Source organism: Caballeronia sp. INML2 (genome assembly GCF_023631365.1).
Lineage (GTDB): Bacteria > Pseudomonadota > Gammaproteobacteria > Burkholderiales > Burkholderiaceae > Caballeronia > Caballeronia turbans.
Genome location: NZ_JALQDH010000088.1, coordinates 1 through 22,689, shown reverse-complemented (window position 1 = coordinate 22,689; position 22,689 = coordinate 1). Strand labels below are relative to the sequence as shown.

At 61.7% G+C, this 22,689-nt stretch carries 17 protein-coding genes, 6 pseudogenes and 1 other annotated feature; of the genes and pseudogenes, 12 read left to right on the top strand and 11 right to left on the bottom strand.

The window, feature by feature from the left end:
* Positions 1–9: 9 nt before the first annotated feature.
* Positions 10–687, bottom strand: a complete 678-nt coding sequence (locus NCT32_RS29540; RefSeq protein ID WP_250490876.1) for a type 1 glutamine amidotransferase domain-containing protein — start codon at positions 685–687, stop codon at positions 10–12.
* Between the two features lie 600 nt (positions 688–1,287).
* On the opposite strand from NCT32_RS29540, the gene NCT32_RS29535 reads away from it, so the two are divergent.
* A complete protein-coding gene (locus NCT32_RS29535) occupies positions 1,288–2,064 on the top strand; it encodes a response regulator transcription factor (RefSeq protein ID WP_250490875.1) in 777 nt (258 codons plus the stop codon).
* A 23-nt stretch (positions 2,065–2,087) separates the two neighbouring features.
* Here the strand turns inward: NCT32_RS29535 and NCT32_RS29530 are convergent, their stop codons facing one another.
* The 4 genes and pseudogenes from NCT32_RS29530 to NCT32_RS29515 form a co-directional block, all read right to left on the bottom strand.
* Complete coding sequence (locus NCT32_RS29530) at positions 2,088–2,480, bottom strand: DUF3331 domain-containing protein (RefSeq protein ID WP_250490874.1); 393 nt, start codon at positions 2,478–2,480, stop codon at positions 2,088–2,090.
* Between the two features lie 15 nt (positions 2,481–2,495).
* The gene (locus NCT32_RS29525) at positions 2,496–3,509 is read right to left on the bottom strand and encodes an alpha/beta fold hydrolase (RefSeq protein WP_250490873.1); all 1,014 of its coding nucleotides are present in this window, start codon (positions 3,507–3,509) and stop codon (positions 2,496–2,498) included.
* A 164-nt stretch (positions 3,510–3,673) separates the two neighbouring features.
* A complete protein-coding gene (locus NCT32_RS29520; protein WP_250490872.1) occupies positions 3,674–3,970 on the bottom strand; it encodes a helix-turn-helix transcriptional regulator in 297 nt (98 codons plus the stop codon).
* Between the two features lie 18 nt (positions 3,971–3,988).
* Positions 3,989–5,422: pseudogene (locus NCT32_RS29515) on the bottom strand (thiamine pyrophosphate-dependent enzyme); the annotation flags it as partial.
* On the opposite strand from NCT32_RS29515, the pseudogene NCT32_RS29510 reads away from it, so the two are divergent.
* Positions 5,416–6,395: pseudogene (locus tag NCT32_RS29510) on the top strand (IS3 family transposase); the annotation flags it as partial. The pseudogenes NCT32_RS29515 and NCT32_RS29510 overlap by 7 nt on opposite strands.
* Positions 5,457–5,573: a sequence feature (AL1L pseudoknot), on the top strand. It overlaps the preceding pseudogene by 117 nt.
* 443 nt (positions 6,396–6,838) lie before the next feature.
* Here the strand turns inward: NCT32_RS29510 and NCT32_RS29505 are convergent.
* Complete coding sequence (locus NCT32_RS29505) at positions 6,839–7,864, bottom strand: IS110 family transposase (RefSeq protein ID WP_250490871.1); 1,026 nt, start codon at positions 7,862–7,864, stop codon at positions 6,839–6,841.
* 111 nt (positions 7,865–7,975) lie between these two features.
* Here NCT32_RS29505 and NCT32_RS29500 point away from each other — a divergent pair.
* The 6 genes and pseudogenes from NCT32_RS29500 to NCT32_RS29475 all read left to right on the top strand — a co-directional run.
* Positions 7,976–8,302: pseudogene (locus NCT32_RS29500) on the top strand (helix-turn-helix domain-containing protein); the annotation flags it as partial.
* A pseudogene (mug, locus tag NCT32_RS29495) lies at positions 8,262–8,833 on the top strand (G/U mismatch-specific DNA glycosylase). The pseudogenes NCT32_RS29500 and mug, both read left to right, overlap by 41 nt.
* 330 nt (positions 8,834–9,163) lie before the next feature.
* On the top strand, positions 9,164–9,838 hold the full coding sequence (locus NCT32_RS29490) for an antibiotic biosynthesis monooxygenase (protein ID WP_250490870.1): 675 nt from the start codon (positions 9,164–9,166) through the stop codon (positions 9,836–9,838).
* A 418-nt stretch (positions 9,839–10,256) separates the two neighbouring features.
* Positions 10,257–11,849 carry an MFS transporter gene (locus NCT32_RS29485; RefSeq protein ID WP_250490869.1) on the top strand — a complete coding sequence of 531 codons (1,593 nt, stop codon included), beginning with the start codon at positions 10,257–10,259 and terminating at the stop codon, positions 11,847–11,849.
* 12 nt (positions 11,850–11,861) lie between these two features.
* Entirely contained in the window at positions 11,862–12,938 is a 1,077-nt protein-coding gene (locus NCT32_RS29480; RefSeq protein WP_250490868.1) for an HlyD family secretion protein, read from the top strand.
* Positions 12,935–14,473 carry an efflux transporter outer membrane subunit gene (locus NCT32_RS29475; RefSeq protein WP_250490867.1) on the top strand — a complete coding sequence of 513 codons (1,539 nt, stop codon included), beginning with the start codon at positions 12,935–12,937 and terminating at the stop codon, positions 14,471–14,473. Before NCT32_RS29480 ends, NCT32_RS29475 begins: the two co-directional genes overlap by 4 nt.
* On the opposite strand, the gene NCT32_RS37695 is transcribed toward NCT32_RS29475, so the two are convergent.
* Positions 14,403–14,708 carry a DUF3331 domain-containing protein gene (locus NCT32_RS37695; RefSeq protein WP_409241550.1) on the bottom strand — a complete coding sequence of 102 codons (306 nt, stop codon included), beginning with the start codon at positions 14,706–14,708 and terminating at the stop codon, positions 14,403–14,405. The two genes, NCT32_RS29475 and NCT32_RS37695, sit on opposite strands and share 71 nt — an antisense overlap.
* Positions 14,709–14,913: 205 nt before the next feature.
* Between NCT32_RS37695 and NCT32_RS29465 the strand changes: the two are divergent.
* A pseudogene (locus NCT32_RS29465) lies at positions 14,914–16,205 on the top strand (IS701 family transposase).
* A gap of 852 nt (positions 16,206–17,057) precedes the next feature.
* Here NCT32_RS29465 and NCT32_RS29460 read toward each other — a convergent pair.
* Complete coding sequence (locus NCT32_RS29460; protein WP_250490866.1) at positions 17,058–18,074, bottom strand: DNA-binding protein; 1,017 nt, start codon at positions 18,072–18,074, stop codon at positions 17,058–17,060.
* A 138-nt stretch (positions 18,075–18,212) separates the two neighbouring features.
* Between NCT32_RS29460 and NCT32_RS29455 the strand changes: the two genes are divergently transcribed.
* Both NCT32_RS29455 and NCT32_RS29450 read left to right on the top strand, forming a co-directional pair.
* A complete protein-coding gene (locus NCT32_RS29455) occupies positions 18,213–19,436 on the top strand; it encodes a tyrosine-type recombinase/integrase (RefSeq protein ID WP_284508573.1) in 1,224 nt (407 codons plus the stop codon).
* 53 nt (positions 19,437–19,489) lie between these two features.
* A complete protein-coding gene (locus NCT32_RS29450) occupies positions 19,490–19,759 on the top strand; it encodes a DUF1488 family protein (protein ID WP_250490865.1) in 270 nt (89 codons plus the stop codon).
* Positions 19,760–20,089: 330 nt separating this feature from the next.
* Here NCT32_RS29450 and NCT32_RS29445 read toward each other — a convergent pair whose 3' ends face one another.
* Both NCT32_RS29445 and NCT32_RS29440 read right to left on the bottom strand, forming a co-directional pair.
* Positions 20,090–21,418, bottom strand: coding sequence for an FAD-binding oxidoreductase (locus NCT32_RS29445; RefSeq protein WP_250490864.1), 1,329 nt, complete (start codon positions 21,416–21,418; stop codon positions 20,090–20,092).
* Between the two features lie 156 nt (positions 21,419–21,574).
* Positions 21,575–21,922 carry a DUF2182 domain-containing protein gene (locus tag NCT32_RS29440; RefSeq protein WP_250490863.1) on the bottom strand — a complete coding sequence of 116 codons (348 nt, stop codon included), beginning with the start codon at positions 21,920–21,922 and terminating at the stop codon, positions 21,575–21,577.
* Between NCT32_RS29440 and NCT32_RS29435 the strand changes: the two genes are divergently transcribed.
* A complete protein-coding gene (locus NCT32_RS29435) occupies positions 21,840–22,505 on the top strand; it encodes a substrate binding domain-containing protein (RefSeq protein WP_250490862.1) in 666 nt (221 codons plus the stop codon). The two genes, NCT32_RS29440 and NCT32_RS29435, sit on opposite strands and share 83 nt — an antisense overlap.
* A 94-nt stretch (positions 22,506–22,599) precedes the next feature.
* On the opposite strand, the pseudogene NCT32_RS37690 reads toward NCT32_RS29435, so the two are convergent.
* Positions 22,600–22,689: pseudogene (locus tag NCT32_RS37690) on the bottom strand (FAD-dependent oxidoreductase); the annotation flags it as partial.

Genomic DNA, 22,689 nt, shown 5'->3' with positions numbered 1-22,689 from the left:
AATGTGGGACTATCCGCGCAGCACCTTGAGCAGGTCCCGCGCCGCCGATTTCGACGACGCGGGGTTCTGCCCCGTGATCAGACGGCCGTCGATGATCGACAGCACCTGCCAGTCATCCACTTTCTCGAAGAGGCCTCCGAGCCGCTTGAGTTCGTCTTCGACGAGGAACGGCACGACCTTCGTGAGCTGAACGGCCTCTTCTTCCGAGTTGGTGAAACCGGATACCCGCTTTCCCTTGACGAGCGGTTCGCCGTTCACCTTGACGTGACGCAGCACGCCCGGCGCATGACATACGAAGGCGACTGGCTTGCCCAGGTTGTAGAAGCGTTCAATCAACGCAATCGAGACCGGATCTTCCGCCAGATCCCACATCGGCCCATGACCGCCGGGATAGAACACGGCGTCGTAGTCTTCGGCTTTCATGTCGGCGAGCCTGGCCGTGTTCGAGAGCACGCGTTGCGCTGCTGCATCTGCCTTGAAACGCTCGGTCAGTTCCGTCTTGCCCTCCGGTGTATCGCTCATGGGATCGACAGGCGGCTGGCCTCCCTTCGGCGAGCACACGACGATATCGACGCCCGCATCCAAAAACGTGAAATACGGCGCCGCGAATTCCTCTAGCCAGAAACCGGTCTTTTTGCCCGTGTTGCCGAGCTGGTCATGCGAAGTCATCACCATCAATATCTTCATGGTCCGCACCCATATCAAAAGGACTCTCGTTCATCCACGCAAGGTCGTGGTGAAAGCACTATAGGCGCTGAACGGTCATGCGTACCGGCGCGCGCATACCAAGGTATAGGGTTCTATACGACGGGCCGATCGACTCGACCGGGCAACCGCGGTTTCATTTCATCACTATGTGCTTAGTGATTCGAAAGGACGCTGACATCACTTCGTTCGTGAACGCAGTCTCACGACGTGGCGATTTTTCTGCTTAACGCCGATTCTTCAGCGCAGTCGGTACCTCACGGGGCGACAACCGGGAAGTTCTCCCTGCGAATATCTGCTAAAGTTGGCACTTCCAAAAAAAGCGAAAAAGTTCCGTTTGCGGTCCGAAGCGGTTCAACGGTCATCCGGCCTGTCGGCGCGCTTTCAATATGGCTACAAGTCTTCCGTCCGTGCCGTCCGCGTTACCGCCTCAACCGATCCCGGTCATGTGTTCGGATCGCGTTTGCTTTTCGGCGCGTCTCCGATACCGTCTGAATCGTCTGATCTCTGCGAAGCTCGCTCTTCAAGCGAAGGCATTCGACTGATCATTGATCATGCGTTACCAGCCTAGTTGGAGGAATCATGGTCCCCGGATTGCGTTCGACGCCGAACAGAACGAAGACCGAAAACACGACGCCCGTGGTGTACGTCATCGACGATGACGAATCGATCCGCTTCACACTCCAAAGTCTTGCGCGGTCCGTCGGCCTGCGGGTCGAAACTTTCGATTCGCCGGGCGCATTTCTCGCGTTCCCGAAGCACGACGCGCCGAGTTGCCTGATCCTCGACGTCAGGCTGCGTGGCGAGAGCGGCCTCACGTTTCAGGCCGACGCGGCCCGCTCAGGTCTGCGCATGCCCATTCTCTTCATCACCGCGTATGGCGACATCGAAATGACGGTCAAAGCGATGAAAGCGGGCGCGCTCGACTTCTTCGAGAAGCCGTTTCGCGAGCAGGACATGCTCGACGCCATCACGCATGCACTGAAGCGCGATGCCCGACGCCGAGCTTTCGAAGAGGCGCTTGCGGGCGTCTTCGCCGCGTACGAATCGCTCACGGTTCGCGAGAAGGAAGTGATGAAGCACGTGGTTGCGGGCCTGCTCAACAAGCAGATCGCCTACGAGATGAATTTGAGCGAGATCACCGTGAAGATCTATCGCGGCCAGGTCATGAAGAAGATGGCCTCGCGCAGTCTTCCCGATCTCGTGAGAAAGGCCGAGGCGCTCGGCATCGAATCGACCTCCGCCGCCGCCCCGTTGAACGTCGCGGCCCTGTCACGCAACGCCGCCGACGATGATGCGTCCACGTCGCCCGTCGTGGTCAATGTGATGCCCTCGTCGAACGCTCGCCGGGCATCCTGAGTCTTTTTAGGCAAGCGCGATCTTCAGACCGGCGCTTCGCTTTCGAGCACCGACGCGAGAATCATCGAATGGCCATTGCACACCGATGAGCGGCTGCTCGGTCGATAGACGAAATCACCGGGCGCGATCCGCTTGCCGCTCATCGCACATACGCCGGCCGCACGCGCGCGCGACGTTCGCCATGTCTGGTGCCCATAACAACCACAGGTGGCGTCGCGCCAGTAGATCGTAGCGGTTGTCGATGTCGGCCGTTCGACGACATCGACCATCGGCGCGCGATCGAATGCGCTTGCGACCATCGCGGCGCGTTCGCGCGGAACCTGTCGCGGTGTGCTTGCGATGCAGGCATTCGCTCGTCCGTTCAACATGACGATGATCTGCGACCATGGGTCCGAAAACTTGAGCGTGCGTTGCATGATGAGGCTCCCTGATCATAGATGTGCGGCTTGCTGAACGGCTTGCGCGAAAGCATCGGGCGCTTCCTGAGGCAAGTTATGGCCGATACCGCCGCCGATGGTCCGGTGCAGGTATTTGCCACTGAATTTCATCGCATAGGCGGCAGGCTCGGGATGCGGCGCGCCGTTGGCGTCACCTTCGAGCGTGATGGTCGGCACGGAAATCGCGGGCGCGGCGGCAAGACGCTCTTCGAGCGCATCGTATTGCGCTTCGCCTTGCGCGAGACCAAGACGCCAGCGGTAGTTGTGGATCACGATGGCCACGTGATCCGGGCTGCGGAACGCTGCGGCGGAGCGCCGGTACGTGGCATCGTCGAACTTCCATTTGGGCGACGCGAGCTGCCAGATCAGCTTGTTGAAGGCGTCCAGGTTTGCTGCATAGCCGAGCGCACCGCGTTCCGTCGCGAAGTAGTACTGGTACCACCACTGCAGTTCGGCCGATGGCGGCAACGGCTTTGTGTTCGCCGCCTGGCTGCCGATCAGATAGCCGCTGACCGACACCAGCGCCTTCACGCGTTCGGGCCATAACGCGGCGATGATGTCCGCCGTGCGTGCACCCCAGTCATAGCCGCCGAGCACGGCCTGATCGATCTTGAGCGCGTCCATCAATGCGAGGATGTCGAGCGCGGCCACGACCTGTTGTCCGTTGCGCGGCGTCGCGGCCGACAGAAACCGGGTGGACCCGTAGCCGCGCAAATACGGCACGATCACGCGATAACCCGCCGATACGAGCAGCGGCGCCACGGCGGCATAGCTGTGGATGTCGTAGGGCCAGCCGTGCAGCAGTATCACGGCGGGGCCGTCGGGCGAGCCGCTCTGCGCGTAGCCCACATCAAGCACACCCGCCTCGATCTGCCGGACCGGTCCGAGGCTCGCGCTGCCCTCCGTCTGTGCGCAGGCATTGCCGCTCATGCCTGACTCGGCGAGGCCGATCATCGCAAGGGTCGCACCGACGATGCGGCGGCGTTTCAGATCGACCGAATCGTCCATGTCCCGTTCTCCAGTTCGGTGCTGTGAGTGGCACGAAGGCTCGCGCTCCGTGCGTCACCGCTCGCGTCTACGGGAAAGTTTATGAAGTCGGAAGGCCGGGCGCAGTCGTACCATCGTATGCGCGCGATATCGATTGATTTGCTCAATCTACCTAAAGGTATGCTTCACAGGCTGGCATGCATGTGCGTGACGAACGACCGTATGACTGGCTCGTTACGTGACAGAAGCACGAACGGCCCCACGCGTGTCGATACCAGCAGCCCGGCTTCGACCAGCATTGCGAGATGCGCCGACACGGTCGATTGAGAAAGCCCGCTCTGTGCCTGAATCGCATTCGACGGAACGCCCTGGCCGAATTCGATTCGCTCTCGCGCGAAGGCTTCGGCGGGCGTTTTCAGCCGGGCGAGGATGTCGCGCCGCACGGGGCTGGCAAATGACTTGTGAATGAGGTTCGCGTCCATGATGCCGCCTGGCAAACGTCAGAACATATCGGGGGCGATTCGCGTCGTTGCGTCCAGCCCGTCGGCCTGCGGCGCCGAACGGGACGGTATGAACGGCCCCGTGATCATGTTCGAATAGCTTTGGCCGGGACCAACCATTGGAAACACGTCGGCATTGCGGTCGATCATCACTTCGAGAAACGCGGGTCCCTTGAATTCCAGAAATGCCCTGAGCTTCTCTTCGAGTTCGCGCGAGGTCTCGACGCGGCAGGCAAACGTGAAGCCATCGGCCTGTGCCGCGAGCACGAAGTCTTTTCGATGCAGCGCCTTGTCGCTCACGACCATGCGTCCGTCGTAAAACAGACGCTGCCATTGGCGGATCATGCCGTCCCCGCCATTGTTGAGCAGCAGGACCTTGACCGGCACGTCATACGTCGTCGCCGTTTCGAGTTCGCCGATATTCATGCGGATGCTGCCGTCGCCATCGATATCGATCACGAGCGCATCCGGCCTCGCCAGTTGCGCACCGATGGCCGCGGGCAGACCGAAACCCATCGTGCCCATGCTGCCCGACGTGAGCAGGCTGCGCTGCTCGACGAAGTCGAAGAACTGCGCGGCCCACATCTGATGCTGGCCCACGCCGGTGCTGATGATGGCCTGTCCGCCGGTAATCTCGCTGAGCTTTTCGATGACCCACTGCGGCTGAATGGCCGGATTGTCGCGGTCGTAGTTCATGCCGTATTCGCGCTTGAGCCCGGCCACACGCTCGGTCCAGCGCGTCGCCGGCGAGGCGTCGGGACCCAGCGCCATCAGCGAACGCAAGGCTTCCTTCGCATCGCCCACGTGACTCCACTGCACGCGTTTGACCTTGTTGATCTCCGCTTCGTCGATATCGATATGCGCCACGTATCGCGCGTTCGGAGCGAACGCTTCAGGACGGCCGCCCGCGACGCGATCGTCGAATCGCGCGCCCACGGCGATCAGGAAGTCGCAATCTTCGACCGCATAATTCGCGCACGCGGCGCCGTGCATGCCGAGCATTCCAAGCGACAGTTCGTGCTTCGGAGACAATGCGCCGAGCCCCATCAGCGTCGACACGACCGGAATCCGGTAACGCTCGCTGAAGCTGCGCAACTCCGTCGCCGCTCCCGATGCAATCACGCCGCCGCCCACGTACAGCAGCGGCCGCTTGCTGTGTGCAAGAAGGTCGAAGAACCCGGCGCACTTGCTTTCCTCCAGACGAGCACCCTTCGCAACGAGACGAAGACGATCCGAGTAGCCGCGAAAATGCAGCATGCCATGACCGCGATACGGGCCCTTCCAGTTCTGGATGTCCTTGGGCACGTCCACGACAACCGGGCCTGGACGACCCGTGCGCGCGATCTCGAATGCGCTGCGTAGCGTCTGTTCGAGCTTGTCCGGATCGGTCACGAGGAACACCTGCTTCGCGCATGCGGACATGATGTCGTGAACTGCGCACGGCCAACGAGATCCTGCGTAAGGCCTCCGCATATTTCGCGCAGGCGGAGCTCGACCGCCGATCGAAGCCATGATCGCGTTCATCGACGAGCATCGCGACGTCTACGGTATCGAGCCGATCTGCCGCCTGCTGCCGATCGCGCCGTCGACGTAATACCGGCACGCCGGGCGGCGCAGCGATCCGGAGCAATGGTCAGCACGAGCGCATCGCGATATAGAACTGAAGCCCGCCATCCGGGCGGTTTGGGACGAGAACTTTGGCGTGTATGGTGTGCGCAAGGTCTGGCGCCAGTTGCTGCGCGATGGCGTGAAGGTCGCGCGCTGCACGGTTGCGCGCCTGATGAAGGTGATGGGCCTCGAAGGTGTGCGGCGTGGGCGCCGGACCAAGACGACGCAGCGCGACGATGCGGTGCCGTGCCCGCTGGACCGGGTTAAACGTCAGTTCCGGGCCGAGCGACCTAACGCGCTGTGGGTCGCGGATTTTACCTATTGTTGGACATGGTCGGGCTTTGTCTACGTGGCCTTCGTGACCGATGTGTTTGCGCGCCGTATCGTCGGTTGGCGCGTGTCGGCATCGATGAGAACGGACTTCGTGCTGGATGCGCTGAACCAGGCGTTACACGATCGCCAGCCACCGCCCGGGCTCATACATCACAGCGATCACGGGTCGCAATATCTCAGCATTCGGTATACCGAACGTTTGGTGGACGTTGGCGTTGAGCCGTCAGTCGGAACTGTCGGTGACTCCTATGACAACGCTCTGGCCGAAACGATCAACGGATTGTTCAAGGCCGAAGTTGTGCATCGGCGTTCATGGCATACGCGCCAAGATGTCGAGCTCGCCACACTCGAATGGGGTCACTGGTATAACCACCATCGGTTGCTCGGACCGCTCGGGTACGTATCGCCTGCGGAAGCAGAGGAAGTCTACAATCGGAATCTGGTGCGCTCCGCTCGCGCGGCGTAGCGCCAAACTCGGCGGTCTCCGAAAAAGCCGGGGCGGTTCACTGGTCTGCATTTTGTCGTCTTCGCCATGCTCATGCTGGTTCACGCAGTGCCAATAGTGCAAAGTTCCTAACACGCTACAAGGGCTCCCCGTTGAGTACAAGCTCAAACGAAGTTCGCTGTTGGTACATGCTGCATGCCGTGCTGGCGTCTGTGAGAAGGTGAAGGACTGCAGTTCTACAAACGGTCATGTTGGGCCAATGGCCCGGACCCTGATGAAAGACGCGCGCAGGGGCCTCATTCTCTAGCCGGGAATGGATATCCCCGCCGTGTTAGCCAGGTACGCCCCGCGCGGGTCCAACCCGCTTCACATCACCGCTGGCAGTGCAAAGTGATCGTTTCTATGTGCTCATGATGTCCGTGCTCGCGTCCAGTTGCCGGTTGATAGGCAGGGTCGAATCGAACTCAGTCTGCCATTGGTTCGAGCTTGAAGTCATGACCATATTTCAGCATGGCCCACGCCAATCTCGCGTTCTTTGCCGCGATTGCGACAGCCGCGCGCCAGTAGCCCCGGCGCTCGACCAGGGTTCGGGCCCACCGGCTGAAGCGATCCTGTTTCTCGCCGAGATTGGCAATAACGGCGCGCGCGCCGTTGACCAACAGGCCGCGTAGATAGGCGTCGCCTGCCTTCGTAATGCTGCCCAGTCGCGCTTTACCGCCACTGCTGTACTGACCGGGCGTCAAACCGATCCAGGCTGCCACCTGTCGACCGTTTCTGAAGTCGTGCCCGGCACCGATACTGGCGAGCAACGCACTTGCCGTGGTTGGGCCGATGCCACGCAATTGCATCAGCTTCTTGCTGCGCGCATCCTCACGCGCGATCTCGGCGATAGCACGATCGTATTCGAACAGGCGCTCTTCAAGATTGCCGGCATGCTCGAGCAGATCGCTGATACTGCGCTTCGCCCAGCCAGGCAATGTGTCCAGATGTTCCGTGATGTGCCGGCGCAGCTTCTCCGGGCTCTGTGGCAGCACCACGCCGAATTCCGAGAGCAGGCCTCGTAACCGGTTGTAGGTCGCGGTCCTCTCCTCGACGAAACCTTGTCGTGTCCGATGCAGGCAAAGCGTTGCCTGCTGATGTTCGTCCTTCAGCGGCACGAAACGCATGCTCGGTCGCGTCACTGCTTCGCAGATCGCAGCAGCATCGGCCGCGTCGTTCTTGCCGCGCTTGCCCGACATGCGATAAGGCGCGACAAGATTGGGCGCCATGAGTTTGACCGTATGGCCGTGCTGCTGGAACACGCGGGCCCAGTGATGGGCGCCGGAACACGCTTCTATCCCGATGAGGCACGCCGGCAACTGCGCGATCAGGGTCGCCAGTTGATCGCGCGGCACACGCGGCTTGATCAGCATCGCTTTGCCGGTCTCGTCCACACCGTGAACGGCGAATACATTCTTGGCAAGATCGATTCCGATAGTGACAATAGGCATGGACTTCCCCTCTCGCTGGTGTCGATGAACGTTAGCAACTTCATCTTGGCACATTGATGCCGACTCGCGGCTTCCGCCGCAGCCCCGGGACGGGGAAGTCCCTTTCATTCTCTAGCACGCGCCGTGTCCGTGAGCCGACGGACCTTCTCTCGCATGTTTGCAAAGTATGCGAAGGTGACGCCATCGGCGTTCGTCGAGCAGGTTCGCGTCGATACGGCAAGAAAGCTGCTCGAAGATAGCGACGCGCCGCTCAAGACCGTCGCGTTCAAGTGCGGCTTTCACAGTGCGACGCACATGCGTACGACTTTTTCGCGGCGCCTGAACGTCACGCCCAAGCAGTATCGTCAGCGGTTTCGCGTGGCCCCTGGCCCGCAGGCCGTCACGGACATCGAGATCGATGAACATATCGAGCAGGCAGAGCTTGCTGAAATCGATTAACGACCTGCCGGCCCCGCAATCCCTGCCGGATATTCTCTGGCCACATCTGTCGGTGATCTTTTGCGGCATCAATCCCGGCATGCTCGCGGCATCGACAGGCCACCATTTCGCGGGCCGGAATAACCGCTTCTGGCGCGTCGTGCATCTGGCCGGTTTCACTTCAACGCTGCTTGGTCCAGAACACGATCGAAGCTTCCTTCGCTACGGATGCGGACCCACGACGGCAGTACCGCGCCCGACCGCACGCGCGGATCAGTTGACATCATTCGAAATCAAGGCGGCGGCGGCGGCATTCGAACAAAAGATCCGACAACACGCTCCGCAATACATCGCTTCCTCGGAAAGATGGCGCTGTCCGCCATCACCGGAAAGCGGAATATCGAATGGGGTGCGCAAGCAGAGCCGTTTGGCGGCGCACGTGCATGGGTGTTGCCTAACCCAAGCGGTCTGAATCGTTCATTCAGCCTCGATGCACTCGTGAGTGCCTATCGCGAACTTCGAATCACGGTGGCTTCGCCTGACGGGCGCTGATCGTTTCACGTGCCCGATGCCCTGCTCTTGCGGCGGGCGGGCGCGCTATCCGTACCCTGCAGATGCGTGTTCTCGCGCAAGGACACACTGGCCAATTGCGAACGCGCCCGCAGTTTATTTCATCGCCCCGTCCGATGGGCGTTGGCGCCCTTGGCCGAAGCGCCGCACTCATTGGCCCGATTCCCGCGCTGGCCGAGCTTCAACAAAGCTGTCGCGTGCCCGAGAATGAATTGAAGCGGCGCGTGGCGCATCGTGGTGAACAAGCGCTAGACCACAACACGCGATTTTTCAATAGCACATCGTATAGCGCACTAAACCAAAGAGTCTCCCATGTTCTCTGCAATGCTCGAAGTCAATCCCGTTCCCGATCAGTTCGATGCCTATCTCGGCATGGCAAAGATGCTGCGTCCCGAGCTTGAAAAGATCGACGGATTCATCGACAACACCCGCTATGCAAGCCTGACCCGCGCGGGATGGCTGCTCTCCCTGTCGAGCTGGCGCGACGAGAAGTCACTGGTGCGCTGGCGTACCACGACGAAGCATCACAAGATCCAACAGGCGGCACGCGATCGCGTCTTCTCCGACTACCGGCTGCGCATCGGGCAGATTGTCGCCGATACCCGTGTGCCCGAAGGACATGCGCTGTCCGAACAACGTCTGGATGCCACCGAAACCGGCGTGGGGAAAGCGGTCACCCTGCTCGAAGCGAAACGCTCGCCAGACTGGCTGAAGGAAGCCGGTGCGCAGGGCGTCGCGAAATCGCTCGGTCTCGACACTGATGCATACAGCCTCCTCGCATGGGACGCATTCGATGCGCTACTGGAGCCGGGAAACGTCATTATCGTGGCGACCTGGCCCGATCAGGCAGCGGCCGATGCGTTCGAACACAACGCAAACCTTCCGGACGATGTGCGCGTGCGCAATATTCGCGTGATCCGGGAATACGGCATGTTCGACCGGCGCGAAGCGCCGCAATACTTCGAAGAGGTGCAGCGCACCGCGTAATGGAGTAACGGAGTAACGGAGTAACGGCGTCTTGACCGAACTCCGTTGGCCGCTCATCCAAAGCGGCAAGCGGGCCAACTGCAAGTTGGATGGGCCGCGACTATACTCCGAAGCATTCCAGAATAACGATGCTCCCTTTACCATCGGAAACATGCTTATCTTTTGGCGATGCCATGTCCTTAAAGCGTCGTCTGGCAAATTTCGCCCAGGAAATGGCCTGAAAAGTCGCTCATTCCGGCTGCATCGCGTGTCGCTCGCTTCTAGAATTCTCTAAGCCATTAAGTGCTTGCGATGCGGCCATCGGTCGAACGCAAAGATCAAATAAAAAGCCGGACTCAATTCCTTGAAGCGCGCGCGGCCTCGAACGGCAAAGGCCACATGTGATGTCCGATTGAACACGAGCAGCTAGCGAACCCTTATGACCACCGCCCAACCCACGACCACCGATCAGCAAGCCGCGACGAAAGAACAGGCGCCGACGCCCGCCGCCCCGCAGCAAGCCGCGCTTTCGCTCGGGCTCGCGATGGGACTGATCGGCATGCTGCTCGCCTCGTTGCTTGCCATCCTGAACGAACAGGTCACCGCACTGGCGATGGCGGATATTCAGGGCGCGCTGTCGATCGGACATGACGACGGCACTTGGCTCACGACATTATTCGAAGCGGCCAACGTGGCGACCATGGTGTTCGCGCCGTGGTTCGGCATCACCTTCACGCTCAAGCGCTTCACGATTGGCGCCGTGATCGCGACGATGCTCTTCGGCACCCTGTGCCCGTTCGCGCCGAATCTTCCGGCGTTGTACACATTGCGTGTTCTGCAAGGCATCGCGGGCGGCTGTCTTCCGCCGATGCTGATCATCGTCGCACTGCGATATCTGCCGCCGAAGGTCAAGCTGTACGGCCTCGCCGGCTATGCCATGACGGCCACCTTCGGGCCGGCGCTCGGCACGCCGCTCGCGGCGCTCTGGACCGAGTACGTCAGCTGGAAAATGGCGTTCTGGCAGATCGTGCCGCTCGGTCTGCTAAGTTGCATCGCAATTCAGGTTGGCCTGCCGACCGATCCGCTCAAGCTCGAACGCCTTCGTTCCTTCAACTGGACCGGCTTTCTTACCGGATGTCCCGCGGTCGCGATGCTCGTGATCGGTCTCTTGCAAGGCGATCGTCTCGACTGGCTGAACTCGGAACTGATCCGCGTGATGTTCATCGGTGGAACTGTGCTGCTCGTGGCGTTTCTCGTCAACGAATGGTTTCATCCGCTACCGTTCTTCAAGCTCCAGTTGCTCGAGCGGAGAAACTTCGCGCACGGACTGACAACGCTCGTCGGCGCGGTGATCCTGCTTGTCGGCGTCGCCGCGATACCGGGCCAGTATCTCGCGAGGATTCACACGTATCGCGCGCTGCAGACCACGCCGTTGTCGCTGCTCGTTGCAATTCCACTGTTGCTCACGCTGCCTCTGACCGCCGCGGTGCTGAACCTCAAGCGTGTCGATTTCCGCTGGATCCTTGCAACCGGACTGTGCCTCATGATCGCGACATGCGTGATGGGAAGCTACATCACATCCGATTGGGTTCGCGAGAATTTCTACTTGCTTCAGTCCCTGCAGATCGCCGCGCAACCAATGGTCATCCTCAGCATCCTGATGGGCGTCACGACAGGTCTGCCTCCCACTGAGGGCCCGTTCGCGTCCGCCATGTTCAACTCGATCAAGACGTTCTCCGCCGCCATCGCAACCGCGCTCATCGAAGGAATCGGCACCGCGCGCGAACGCTTCCACTCGAACATGCTCGTCGATCAGTTGGGCAATCGTGCGCTCGTGACGAATCAAAGCATCGACTCGGGGCATGGTGTCGGCGAACTCGCGCATCGCGTGCACGAGCAGGCGCTGGTGCTGACGTCCGCGGATCTCTATCGCGTGATGGCGTGCGTCGCCATTGCCCTTCTTCTCCTTGTTCCGGTGCTTCCTGTGCGCATTTATCCGCCGTGGACCGTTACGCCGCCCCCTTCCCATTAAGGGACGATATCCATGTCAACCTTCATCCGTTCCAATCTCAAGCTCATTCGCATCGCGGCGCTGGTCCTCGTGCTCGTCATCGTCGCGTGGGCCTGCATCAGACTGCTCTCCGACTCATCGACGCAAACCACCAACGATGCCTACGTCCAGGCCGATTTCACGCTGGTCGCGCCGCGCATCGCCGGTCAGATTTCCGATGTGCTGGTCGAGGACAATCAGGCGGTCAAGGCGGGACAGTTGCTGGTGCGCATCGACGATCGCGACTTTCGCGCCGCGTTGCAGAGCGCGCAGGCCGACGTGACCGCCGCGCACGCGTCCGTCGCGAACTTCGACGCTGAAATCGCACGGCAGCCCTCGCTGGTCGAACAGGCCCGCGCGACGTTGCGCTCCGACGATGCCGCCATTGAGTTCGCCGGCGCGAACGCATCGCGCTATCAGAATCTTTCGGAGACCGGTGCGGGCACCACGCAGGAGCATCAACGCGCGTCGAGCACGCTTGCTCAGCAACTCGCGCAGCAGGCACACGACCGCGCCGCATTGAAGACCACCGAGCAGAACCTCGATGTGCTGCGTGCCCAGCGTGACCGCTCCGCCGGAGCGCTCGCGCGCGCCGAAGCAGCACTGGAGCAGGCCAGGCTCAATCTCTCGTACACGGAGATTCATGCACCTGTCGACGGGAAGGTCGGGCGGCGTTCCGCACGAGTCGGCGCATTCGTGACGCCCGGCGCACCGGTGCTCGCTATCGTTCCGTTGTCGAACGCGTATGTCGTCGCAAACTTTCAGGAGAACCAGATCACCAACATGCGTCCGGGCGAAAGCGTGCGCATCAAGGTCGACAGCTTTCCAGGCGTCGTGATTAAAGGCCGCGTCGACAGTCTCGCGCCTGCCACAGGCGTGAGCTTCGCGCCCATTGCGCCCGACAATGCAACCGGCAACTTCACCAAGGTCGTGCAGCGCGTGCCGGTCAAGATCACGATCGATCCCGGTCAGGAGGCCGCATCCGCGCTGAGCGTAGGGCTTTCCGTCGAAGCGGAAGTGGCAGTCCGCCGCCACGGCGAGAAGCTTGCGCAAGGAGCCGATGCAAAATGAACGCGAGCGATACTTCCCTGAGTGCTTTGGCGCTCGCGATACTGGCGAGCTTTGCGATGACGGGCTGCATGCTCGGACCGGACTTCGAGCATCCGAAGGCGGCTGTGCCCGATGCCTTCGAGCAGACCCGCACCGCCGCGGCCGCGAGCAAAGCCGTGCAGGCGGAGTTCAACCCCGAGTGGTGGACTTTGTTCAACGATCCCGTGCTGAACGCACTGGAGCAACGGCTGGCGAGCGCCAACCTCGATGTCGCCGCGGCCTCCGCCCGTCTGCGCCAGAGCCGGGCCACGCAACGCGTCGCCGGTGCGCCTGAGCTGCCGACGCTCGATGCCGCCGCGTCGTACAACCGCGAGCGCGGCAGCGAGAACGGCATTCTGTCGCTGCTCGGCGTCACGCCGTCCCAGAGTCAGCCGCAATCGGCGGCGGGCAACGCCCCGCTCGGCGTCTCGGCAATCCCAGGCTCGAAGGGATCGCCTGCCTATAACCTGTATCAGTTCGGCTTCGATGCGTCGTGGGAGCTCGACATCTGGGGCCGCGCACGACGCGGCGTCGAAGCGGCGACCGCGTTGACGGAAGCGTCCTACGAAGACCGCAACGCGGTTCTGCTCTCGGCCCGGGCCGAACTGGCGCGCGATTACATCGAGTTACGCGATACGCAGTCGCTGCTCGACATCGCGAAGCAAAATCTCCACATCGGCCGCGATGCGTTGAGGCTTACGCAAATTCGCGTACGCGAAGGCGTCACGACGGACCTCGATGTCGCCAATGCCGCCGCGCAAGTGGAGACGATCGAGAGCCTGATTCCCACGCTCGAATCGCGCAGTAGCACGACGATCAACGCGATCGGCGTACTGCTCGGCGAACAGCCCGGCGCGCTGCAGTCGATGCTCGCCGAGGCGGCCGACGTTCCGAAGTTGCCGCAACAGGTGCCCATCGGCTTTCCTTCGGAACTCTTGCAGCGGCGTCCCGACATCAAGAAGTCCGAGGCGCAACTGCATGCGGCTACCGCTTCGATTGGCATGGCGAAGGCGGATTTCTATCCGCGCATTTCGCTCAACGGCAGCGCCGGGTTTCAGAGCCTTCAGCTTTCCAATCTCGCCGACTGGGCGTCGGGGCAGTTCGTCGTCGGACCTTCAATTACGCTGCCCATCTTCGAAGGCGGGCGTCTCAAGGGCACCCTGCAACTGCGCGAGGCGCAACAAGAGGAAGCCGCGATCGTCTACAAGCACACCGTGCTCGATGCATGGCGTGAGGTCGACGACGCACTCGTCGCGTACGACGCCGAACAGCGGCGGCGCGACCGTCTCGTCGCTGTGGTCGCCTTCAATCAGCGGGCGCTCGGCATTGCACGGCAACGCTACACGGCAGGCGCGCTCGATTATCTCGACGTGCTCAACGTCCAAAGGCAGTTGCTGGAAGCGCAGAGCAATCTCGAACAGAGCAAGGCGACGGCCGCCGCGAATCTCATCTCGCTGTGCAAGGCCCTCGGCGGCGGATGGGAAACGACCTTCGACGGCCATACCGCCGGCCGCTGACGTGCGCGATGGTGCCGCGCTTCACGCGGGCGCGATGATCCAGCACTGACGCCAGGATCATCGCGCCCGCGTTGGAGGGGACGGGCCGCAGATTCGGCCAATAGACCACATCGCCGGGGCTGATCGCGCAGCCGCTCATGGCGCACACGTCCGCGGTACGCGCGCGCATCGCTCGCCATGTCTGATCGCCGTAGCAGCAGCGCAGCCGCGCAGCGGCCTTTGATGATGCACGCAACGAGAGGGAAGCATATCTTTACGCAAGCTTACGTTTTTAAGATTGCGCACACGCTAAAGTGAAACATGATCTGTTGAGAATAGAAAAACACGCTCACGGAAGCCGGATCTTAATGAGCGTATCTTTCCTCAAGGGTAGCTAGTACTACTGTGCCATAAAATCCATGGCATTATAGGAGCTTCTTCATCCTTTGCATGAGGAAGCGATGAACTTGGAAGCATCGTTCGACGAGTACCTGGAACACCTATTCGAGACAATTGGACACAGTGATCGTCGTGCCGGTCTGGTGGGGCTATTGTCAGGGGCTGATGCTGCCGATTGCGCGTAAAAGTGTTGAGCCGCTGGCGGCCCATCTCGAGCCGCATCGCGTAAGTGCGCGGCACCAGTCCCTGCATCACTTCGTTTCAAAGTCCGAATGGTCTGACGCCGCATTAGTTGAACAGGTTCGTCGCTGGGTATTGCCGCACATGAATCCCTCAAAACGGGCTGTATTGGATCATTGACGATACCGGTTTTCCGAAGAAGGGAAAGCATTCGGTGGGCGTGGCGCGGCAATATTGCGGGCAGTTGGGTAAGCAGGACAATTGCCAGGTAGCCGTGAGCCTGTCGGTAGCCACCACGGAGGCGAGCCTGCCCGTCGCTTATCAGCTTTACCTCCCGAAGGAATGGGCGGACGATCCGGCGAGACGGCGGTTGGCAGGGGTTCCCGAGGAAATCGAGTTTGCGACCAAGCCGCAGATCGCCATCAAACAGCTGCGCGAAGCTCGGCAAAGCGGTGCCCCGAACGAGTCGTGCTGGCAGATGCGGGTTATGGGAACGACACGGCGTTTCGTGACGGCGTTAGTGAAATGGGACTGCAATACGCCGTGGGTATCCAGTCGAGCACCCGCGTATGGCCACCGGGACTTGCTCCACTGCCTGCTAAATCTTCAAAAGGTCAGGCTGGCCGACCAAGAAGCCTTCAGCGACGGGTACCGGACATAGTCCCGTCGCAGTGAAAGACCTTGCGCTAGCGCTCGAACCATCGCGCTATCAGACCGTTTCGTGGCGCGAAGGTACGCGTAGCGCCCTGAGTTCCCGCTTTGCGGCGTTGCGCCTGCGGACCTCCCACCGCGATTATTGGCGGGCTGCGTCGCGCGATGATGAATGGCTGCTTATCGAGTGGCCCATTGGCGAGCTCGAACCCACCAAATACTGGCTTTGCACATTGCCAGAAGAGACGGCGGTCGAACATCTCGTTCACGTTGCCAAGATGCGCTGGCGCATTGAGCGTGACTACCAGAACCTCAAGCAGGAGTTCGGCCTTGGACACTTCGAGGGACGTGGGTGGCGCGGATTTCATCATCACGCATCGCTATGCATCGCCGCTTATGGGTTTCTCGTCGCACAGCGCCTCAATGAAGGCGGTAAAAAAACTCCGAAATCCGCAGTGCACCTGCCTTACCCACGGACTACATCCCACGCGGCTCCCCAGCGAATGCAGCGACAGGTGCCTGACTCGATCGCAACACCGCGCTGGCGGATTGCTGCACACATCTCCCGGCGATTAAAGAGATGTCCGTATTGCTCCGTTACCTCGTAATGTTTGTGACACAGTAGTACTAGGAACAGCCGGGGCACCTGCCGAACACTGCAGGCGGCCCTTCCACCATCTCGTAGTTAGATGGCTCCGACAGACTTCCAGGTCGCGGCTCCGTCTTCGCCACCGCACGGACTATTTCAACCTACCCCCCGTGGTAGTCCGATTTCCCCAGTAGGCCACCGGTCACACCCGTACATGCTGGAGGTCACCTCCGGAACTCTTCGGTCGGAAGAAGCTGCGTTAACGTCGGCCGGCTCGGTGCTCGCTCGACACGTGACTATGGATGTGTAACACCGGAATTGCTTAATCGACAATCGACGCTGGGGCCAAGATTCGCTCTCGCATTTCATTCCAACAAAAATTCCCTCATTCGAAGAGAGTTTATTCAAAACACTTTTGGATGAAGAATTTTGTAACAATACGAATTCCCGTTGGAGTCGCCTTCGCGCTTATCTCCCGCGGAGCACCTAAGGGGACTGGACTCGCGCGACCTGCCGCCATTCAGGTTGCCTTGCGTAAGACCGTCAGCTCGCGAGCACGCCTCGGCACGCTCACCTAGACACAGAAGAAAGGCTCGACCGCTTCACCCTCACCCGCGCCAATACGCGCAACCGCTGTTCGATGACGGGGTCGATGCGCACCGCCACGTCTCTTAACTTATTCTCTGCCGATCTTCTCACTTGTTCGCTCCTTCGGACCGACGGCGCCACTCGGGGCAGCAACCGGCTCATGGATTGCGCCGCACACTCGCGTCACGCGGTCATTATCTACGTTCGAGCTTTCGCCCTCACCGTTTTGCCAACGGCTGCCTTTCGGGCAGCTCGCCTGACGGGCGGACTGGATTCTGCCGTGGCCACGCGCCGCCCCGGGGGGCGCGTCGTTTCACGCAGCGACTTCAGCTGCTCTTGAAGTGACTTGTGGGCCGCTTCGAGCGCGGCGAGCTTGCCTTGCAGCACCCCGGTTTGATGGCGCGCATCGCCCTGTTGCTCCTGCAGCGCCTCAACGGTGCGACGATGCTCGGCGTCTCGCTTGTCGGCGCGTTTGGTCGCTTCGACCAGTTCTTTTTGAGCCTTGGCCACCGCGCTGCGTTCGCGATCGATCTCCAGCAGTGCGCGCTTTTCCGATGCGCGTAAGCGCTCCTCGGCACGGCCGGCGGTCTCACGGAGCTTATCCAAATCACGCGAGAAGGTGTGGCGCACCGTCTCGAGTTCTCGCTCGCGCACGAGCGCCTCTTCGCCGAGACGCTTGATCTGCGCCTCAAGCGCTTTACGCGTGGCTGCCTCCTCGGCCTGCCGCCGCTCCAGCTCCCGGATCTCGACCTGGGCCGCCAGCAGTGCTGCCGTACGCTGCTCCAGCGCCGTCTCGGTCCGACCCAACTCCTCGCGCGCCGCGACCACTTTCTGTTCCGCCTCGGCACGCTGCGCTTCAACTTCATCGCGCAGGGACATCAGTTCGGCCTGTGCAGACGTCGTCGCCCGTGTCCACAGCGTCCCGATCAGCTCGCCTGCGGCGTCGCTCAGATCCGTCGGCAGATCCGGATGCTCGATGCGCACCCGGCTTTTCTCGCGCAGCTCCGCCCAGAATTCGCTTAGCACCGACGCCGGCGTGCTCATGGTGCCGCGGCGCACGAGGTTGTAGAGGCGATTGGCGGTGGGCGCGACGCCAAAGCGAAAGAACAGCAACGCGCACACCTCGCGATAGAGCTCGCGCGTCTTCGGGAATTCGACTTTGAGGCGCTCGATATCGGCGGCTAGGCGGGTTTCGTCGGAGAGAACGTCGGGCATGGCCGCGAAAGGATAAGCAGTGCGCTCATATTACAACGTAATCCACTATAGATCCAATCCAATGCGACTATCTATTTGACATTAATCCTATAATGTCGATTACAATAATCCAAAAGCCGCTTTTCAAATCGCCCGATCTTGAAGCCCACCCTCCCTTCGCCGCCCTCCCTCGCGCTTCAGCCTGCGCCGCTGGAGCTGCTCGTCATTCCGTCCGAGTTGGACGGCAGCACGGGTTTCAATCGCGCCGTCACGGGTCGCGCACAGATCGCCGCGAACAATGACCTCGATGCGATCCGCGCATGGCTGTCGCGCTTCACGGACACCAAGACCACCTTTGAGAACTACCGCAAGGAAGCCGAGCGACTCCTGCTCTGGTCCGTCGTCGTGCTCAACAAACCGCTCTCCTCGCTCACGCACGAGGACTGCCTGCGCTATCAACACTTCCTGGCCGATCCGCAACCGGCGGCCACCTGGGTTGCGGGTGGCGGGCGTAAGCATGCCCGCAGCGACGCGCGCTGGCGCCCGTTCTACGGGCCGCTCTCGCCTGCGAGTCAGCGCCAGGCGACCGTGATTCTGAATGCGCTGTTTTCGTGGCTGGTTCAAGCGGGCTACCTGGCGGGCAATCCGCTCTCGCTGTCCCGACAGCGTGCCCGACACGCGGCGCCGCGCATTACCCGCTATCTGGAGCCGAGCATCTGGCAAGAGGTCAAGGACACCATCGCGGCCATGCCAAGCGATACGCCACGCCAGATCGCTCATGCCTCTCGTGTGCGGTGGCTCTTCACGCTGCTCTATCTGGGCGGCCTGCGGATTGCTGAGGTCGGTGGCAATACGATGGGGCAGTTTTTTGTTCGGCGCGATGCCGACGGCGTGATGCGATGGTGGCTCACCGTGCACGGCAAAGGCGGCAAGGAACGGCTCGTGCCTGCGACGCGTGAAATGATGACGGAGCTCTCGCGATACCGGCAGCATCTCGGGCTGAGTGCACTCCCCGCGCCCAATGAAGACACGCCGCTGGTCTTGCCAATCGGCGCGACGGCAGCGAACGGTGGCACGCAGACGTGCGCGCCTTTGACGCGCGCCGCACTGCATGCGATCGTCAAAGAAGTGTTCGCGCAGGCCGCCGCCCGACTCCGCGAGCGCGACGAGACGTCTGCCGCACGGGCCGACCTGTTGACAAAAGCCTCGGCGCATTGGTTGAGGCACAGCGCGGGCTCGCACATGGCGGACCAGCGAGTCGACTTGCGCCTCGTGCGCGACAACCTCGGACATGCATCGCTGACGACGACGAGCCTCTACCTGCACATCGATGACGACCGACGCCATCAAGAGACCGACGAAAAGCACCGGATAGACTGGTGACGCTCGCGCGCAACCTTTGACTACAACGCAACCCCGACGCAAGCAAGACCGCCATGAAAGCGCCCCCACCGGAACCACTCATCTCGGCGGATAAACGCAGCTTCACCTTCGTCATGCACTGGCGCGAGGAACCCGTGACCTGCGTCGTTTCACGCGCCGCCCTCGAAGCGTATTTTTGGCTCGCGCCGAGTGCGGACGATGCTCGGACATTGAGGGTCTTCCGCGATGGATTTGGGCGCATTCATGCCATCGCCGAGCGAAAGCTCCTGGCGCATCCTTCGAAGCATCTTGAGCTGTCGGCGACCGACTTGGCTAAAGACTGATCGCTTATGTTGACGCCTTGCGTTGGCTGCGCGCCGGGCGCCGGGCGGAACGTTACTGGGATCAGCGCGGCAGACGATTAGTTGCATTTCGTCACTGGGACTGCTCCAAGCGGCGGCTCCTCACGCGCGGGCACTTCAAGTGCGGAGAATGGACGTCGCGCTGCAGCCACGTGACTGGGTCCGCAAGCGTCACTCGCTGCGAACGCGTACGACGCGCGATCAACCTGGAGGCACCGAAGATTTCGCGCCTCGGCGTGTTCGCCGTGAGCCGCTCGCGCTTCTGAAGCGCCATGCTGCTTTCGACCCGCGCGGTCGGCGGCACCGAACGGCTCACATCATTTGCGGGCTGCTCAATGTCGTTCCGTCGCTGAAGCGGGCGAGCCTGAACGGTGCGATGTTGAACTGCGGCGCGTCGTCCATCACCAGACGGCTCACGAGCATGCCGGCGCCCGGGCCCAGCCCGAAGCCGTGGCCGCTGAACCCCGACGCGATCACGAGCCCGGGTTTCGCATCGACCTTCGAGATGACGGGAACGAGGTCCGGCGTCGTGTCGATCGCGCCCGCCCATGCATGAGCGATCCGCAAGCCGGACAACTCGGGAAACACGCGCGCGACGTTTTGCAGCGCGCACTGAAGCCATTCCGTATCCGGCCTGGGATCGAGCACGCGGGTCTTTTCGAACGGAGAGATGTCCCCCTCGCGCCACGCGGCGTTCGCCTCCGGCCCGTGGAAGAAACTGGATCCAATGCGAATCTTCAGCTTCTTCTGCAACTTGCTGCGGAACATGGTGCGAAACCTGACCGAATGCCGCAGGTTTTGCGGCGCGAGCTCCACGCGCCCATAGCCGGGAACCGCAATCGTGTAGCCGCCGTCCAGCCGGCGTCGCAGCGCGAAGTTCGGGCCCGCGAAGCAGCCTTCTATGACGCCCGGCGCTTCCGCGGTCCGCAAGGCCGTTCCCATCACATTGATGGCCGGAAGATCGATGCCGTGACGCTGACAGAACAAGGCGCTCCATGCGCCGCCCGCGAGCACGACGGTATCGGCCGCGAGCCGTCCGCGCTCGGTCCAGATGCCACCCACGCGGCCTGCGCTCGTGTCGAGGCCGCGCACCGCGCAGTTCTGGTACACCTTCGCGCCGAGTCTTTGCGCGCCGCGCGCGATCGCCGGCGCGGCCTTGGACGGCTCCGCGCGGCCATCGGTGACCGACCACACGCCGCCCGCCCACTTCGCCCGTCCGAACGGAATTCGCGACGCCAGCTCGCGCGCGCTGAGAATCTCGCTGCTAAAACCGACTTCGCGCGCGCGGGCGAGCCACGCTTCCCATTGCGCGACGTCGGACTGATGCTCCGTTCCGTACAGAATGCCGGCCCGGCGAAAGCCGATGTCCTCGCCCAGTTCCTCGCTGAGTTCCCTCCAGCGCCCGAGGCTCTGCATTGCTAGCGGCAATTCGTGCAGATCGCGATTCTGCTGACGCACCCAGCCCCAGTTGCGCCCCGATTGTTCGCCGCCGATGACGCCCTTTTCGAGCAGCACCACCGACACGCCGCGCCGCGCGAGCTCATACGCCGTGGCGACGCCGACGATGCCGCCGCCGATCACCGCGACGTCGCATCGTTCGGAAAAACCTTCGCTGTTTGTGACTTCGTCGATCCTTAGCATCGTTCCCTGCCGCCGGTTATTACAGACTCTTGCAGACGAGACCATCGGAACGCAGCAAAAGCGCGAGGGCGCGTTCCGCACGAGTGTGTTCGATTGTCCGGCCTTCGACCGTCTCGCGGATAGGACGATCCTGCTGTTTCCGCCGCGAATCGGCGCTCAGCCGATGCGCACGTTCTGCACAACGATCCACGCGGACCACTCAATCAACACGGCGCCAAGCGGCTTGCCGATCGCCTTGCCCCAGCGAACGTGTTTCTCGGCCGCAATGATCGCGCCCAGCGCCAGCATCCAGCCGCTTCCCGTGCCGACCGCGAACATCAGCAGCATCAGCGCCCAGCAGCAGCCGATGCAGAACAAGCCGTGATTCACGCCGAGCAAAAAGCTCAGTCTGTCGCCGAGAAAGGCGTCAGGAGTGCTTCGTATGACTGCGCCGAGCGGCTTCCGACAATCCGTCGTGTTGCCGATGCTGCCGCGTTTGCTGGAAGCGAATCCCGAGTTGCGCATCGATCTCGATCTTTCCGATCGTCAGGTGGATATCATCGGGCAGGGTCTCGACCTCGCCTTGCGCGTGGCGCCGTTGGAAGACTTCGAACTGGTGGCGAGAATTATCCGACCGAACCCTCGCCTCGTCTGTGCAGCGCCAGCGTATCTGGAGAAGCACGGACGTCCTTCGACGGTCGCCGATCTGGACGATCACGCCTGTATCCGGTTGAGCGCGGTGAGACGATGGCCGGTTGTCGTCGATGGAGCGTTGATTCGAAAGCGCGTGGATGGCTTTGTCACGACGACGAGTGTTGAGGCGGCGCGGACCGCTGCGGTGCAAGGTCTTGGCCTTGCGCAACTGACCTATTGGGACGTGTTTCGCCATCTGGCCGATGAGTCGCTGGTGCAGATTGATCTGCGGGATGCGGCGATGGAGGATTTGTCGGTGTGGGCCGTGATGCCAAGCAGGCGTAATGCGCCAAACAGAGTTAGTGTCTCTCTCGATGCTCTACACAGGCAGATTACCGACTTGAGTCAAGAAAATCGGTTCTGGCTTCGCGCAGATTCAGAGCCGTGTTGGCCCGCGCCGGTGGCCGGCCATTGATTGGTCCGCGTCGGGCAGAGGTCGACCCGAAGCAGACCTCCAAAGCGGCGAGTCGCCAGCGGCGGATGCCCGATGCATAGCAGCCCTTCAACTCCCAGTTGCGCCCCGATTGTTCGCCGCCGATGACGCCCTTTTCGAGCAGCACCACCGACACGCCGCGCCGCGCGAGCTCATACGCCGTGGC

Coding starts and splice junctions, on each gene's coding strand:
- NCT32_RS29485 (WP_250490869.1), top strand. CDS start 10,257: ATGACCACCGCCCAACCCACGACCACCGATCAGCAAGCCGCGACGAAA.
- NCT32_RS29505 (WP_250490871.1), bottom strand. CDS start 7,864: ATGCCTATTGTCACTATCGGAATCGATCTTGCCAAGAATGTATTCGCC.
- NCT32_RS29520 (WP_250490872.1), bottom strand. CDS start 3,970: ATGGACGCGAACCTCATTCACAAGTCATTTGCCAGCCCCGTGCGGCGC.
- NCT32_RS29540 (WP_250490876.1), bottom strand. CDS start 687: ATGAAGATATTGATGGTGATGACTTCGCATGACCAGCTCGGCAACACG.
- NCT32_RS29490 (WP_250490870.1), top strand. CDS start 9,164: ATGTTCTCTGCAATGCTCGAAGTCAATCCCGTTCCCGATCAGTTCGAT.
- NCT32_RS29525 (WP_250490873.1), bottom strand. CDS start 3,509: ATGGACGATTCGGTCGATCTGAAACGCCGCCGCATCGTCGGTGCGACC.
- NCT32_RS29435 (WP_250490862.1), top strand. CDS start 21,840: ATGACTGCGCCGAGCGGCTTCCGACAATCCGTCGTGTTGCCGATGCTG.
- NCT32_RS29440 (WP_250490863.1), bottom strand. CDS start 21,922: ATGCGCAACTCGGGATTCGCTTCCAGCAAACGCGGCAGCATCGGCAAC.
- NCT32_RS29450 (WP_250490865.1), top strand. CDS start 19,490: ATGAAAGCGCCCCCACCGGAACCACTCATCTCGGCGGATAAACGCAGC.
- NCT32_RS29475 (WP_250490867.1), top strand. CDS start 12,935: ATGAACGCGAGCGATACTTCCCTGAGTGCTTTGGCGCTCGCGATACTG.
- NCT32_RS29445 (WP_250490864.1), bottom strand. CDS start 21,418: ATGCTAAGGATCGACGAAGTCACAAACAGCGAAGGTTTTTCCGAACGA.
- NCT32_RS29535 (WP_250490875.1), top strand. CDS start 1,288: ATGGTCCCCGGATTGCGTTCGACGCCGAACAGAACGAAGACCGAAAAC.
- NCT32_RS29460 (WP_250490866.1), bottom strand. CDS start 18,074: ATGCCCGACGTTCTCTCCGACGAAACCCGCCTAGCCGCCGATATCGAG.
- NCT32_RS29530 (WP_250490874.1), bottom strand. CDS start 2,480: ATGCAACGCACGCTCAAGTTTTCGGACCCATGGTCGCAGATCATCGTC.
- NCT32_RS29480 (WP_250490868.1), top strand. CDS start 11,862: ATGTCAACCTTCATCCGTTCCAATCTCAAGCTCATTCGCATCGCGGCG.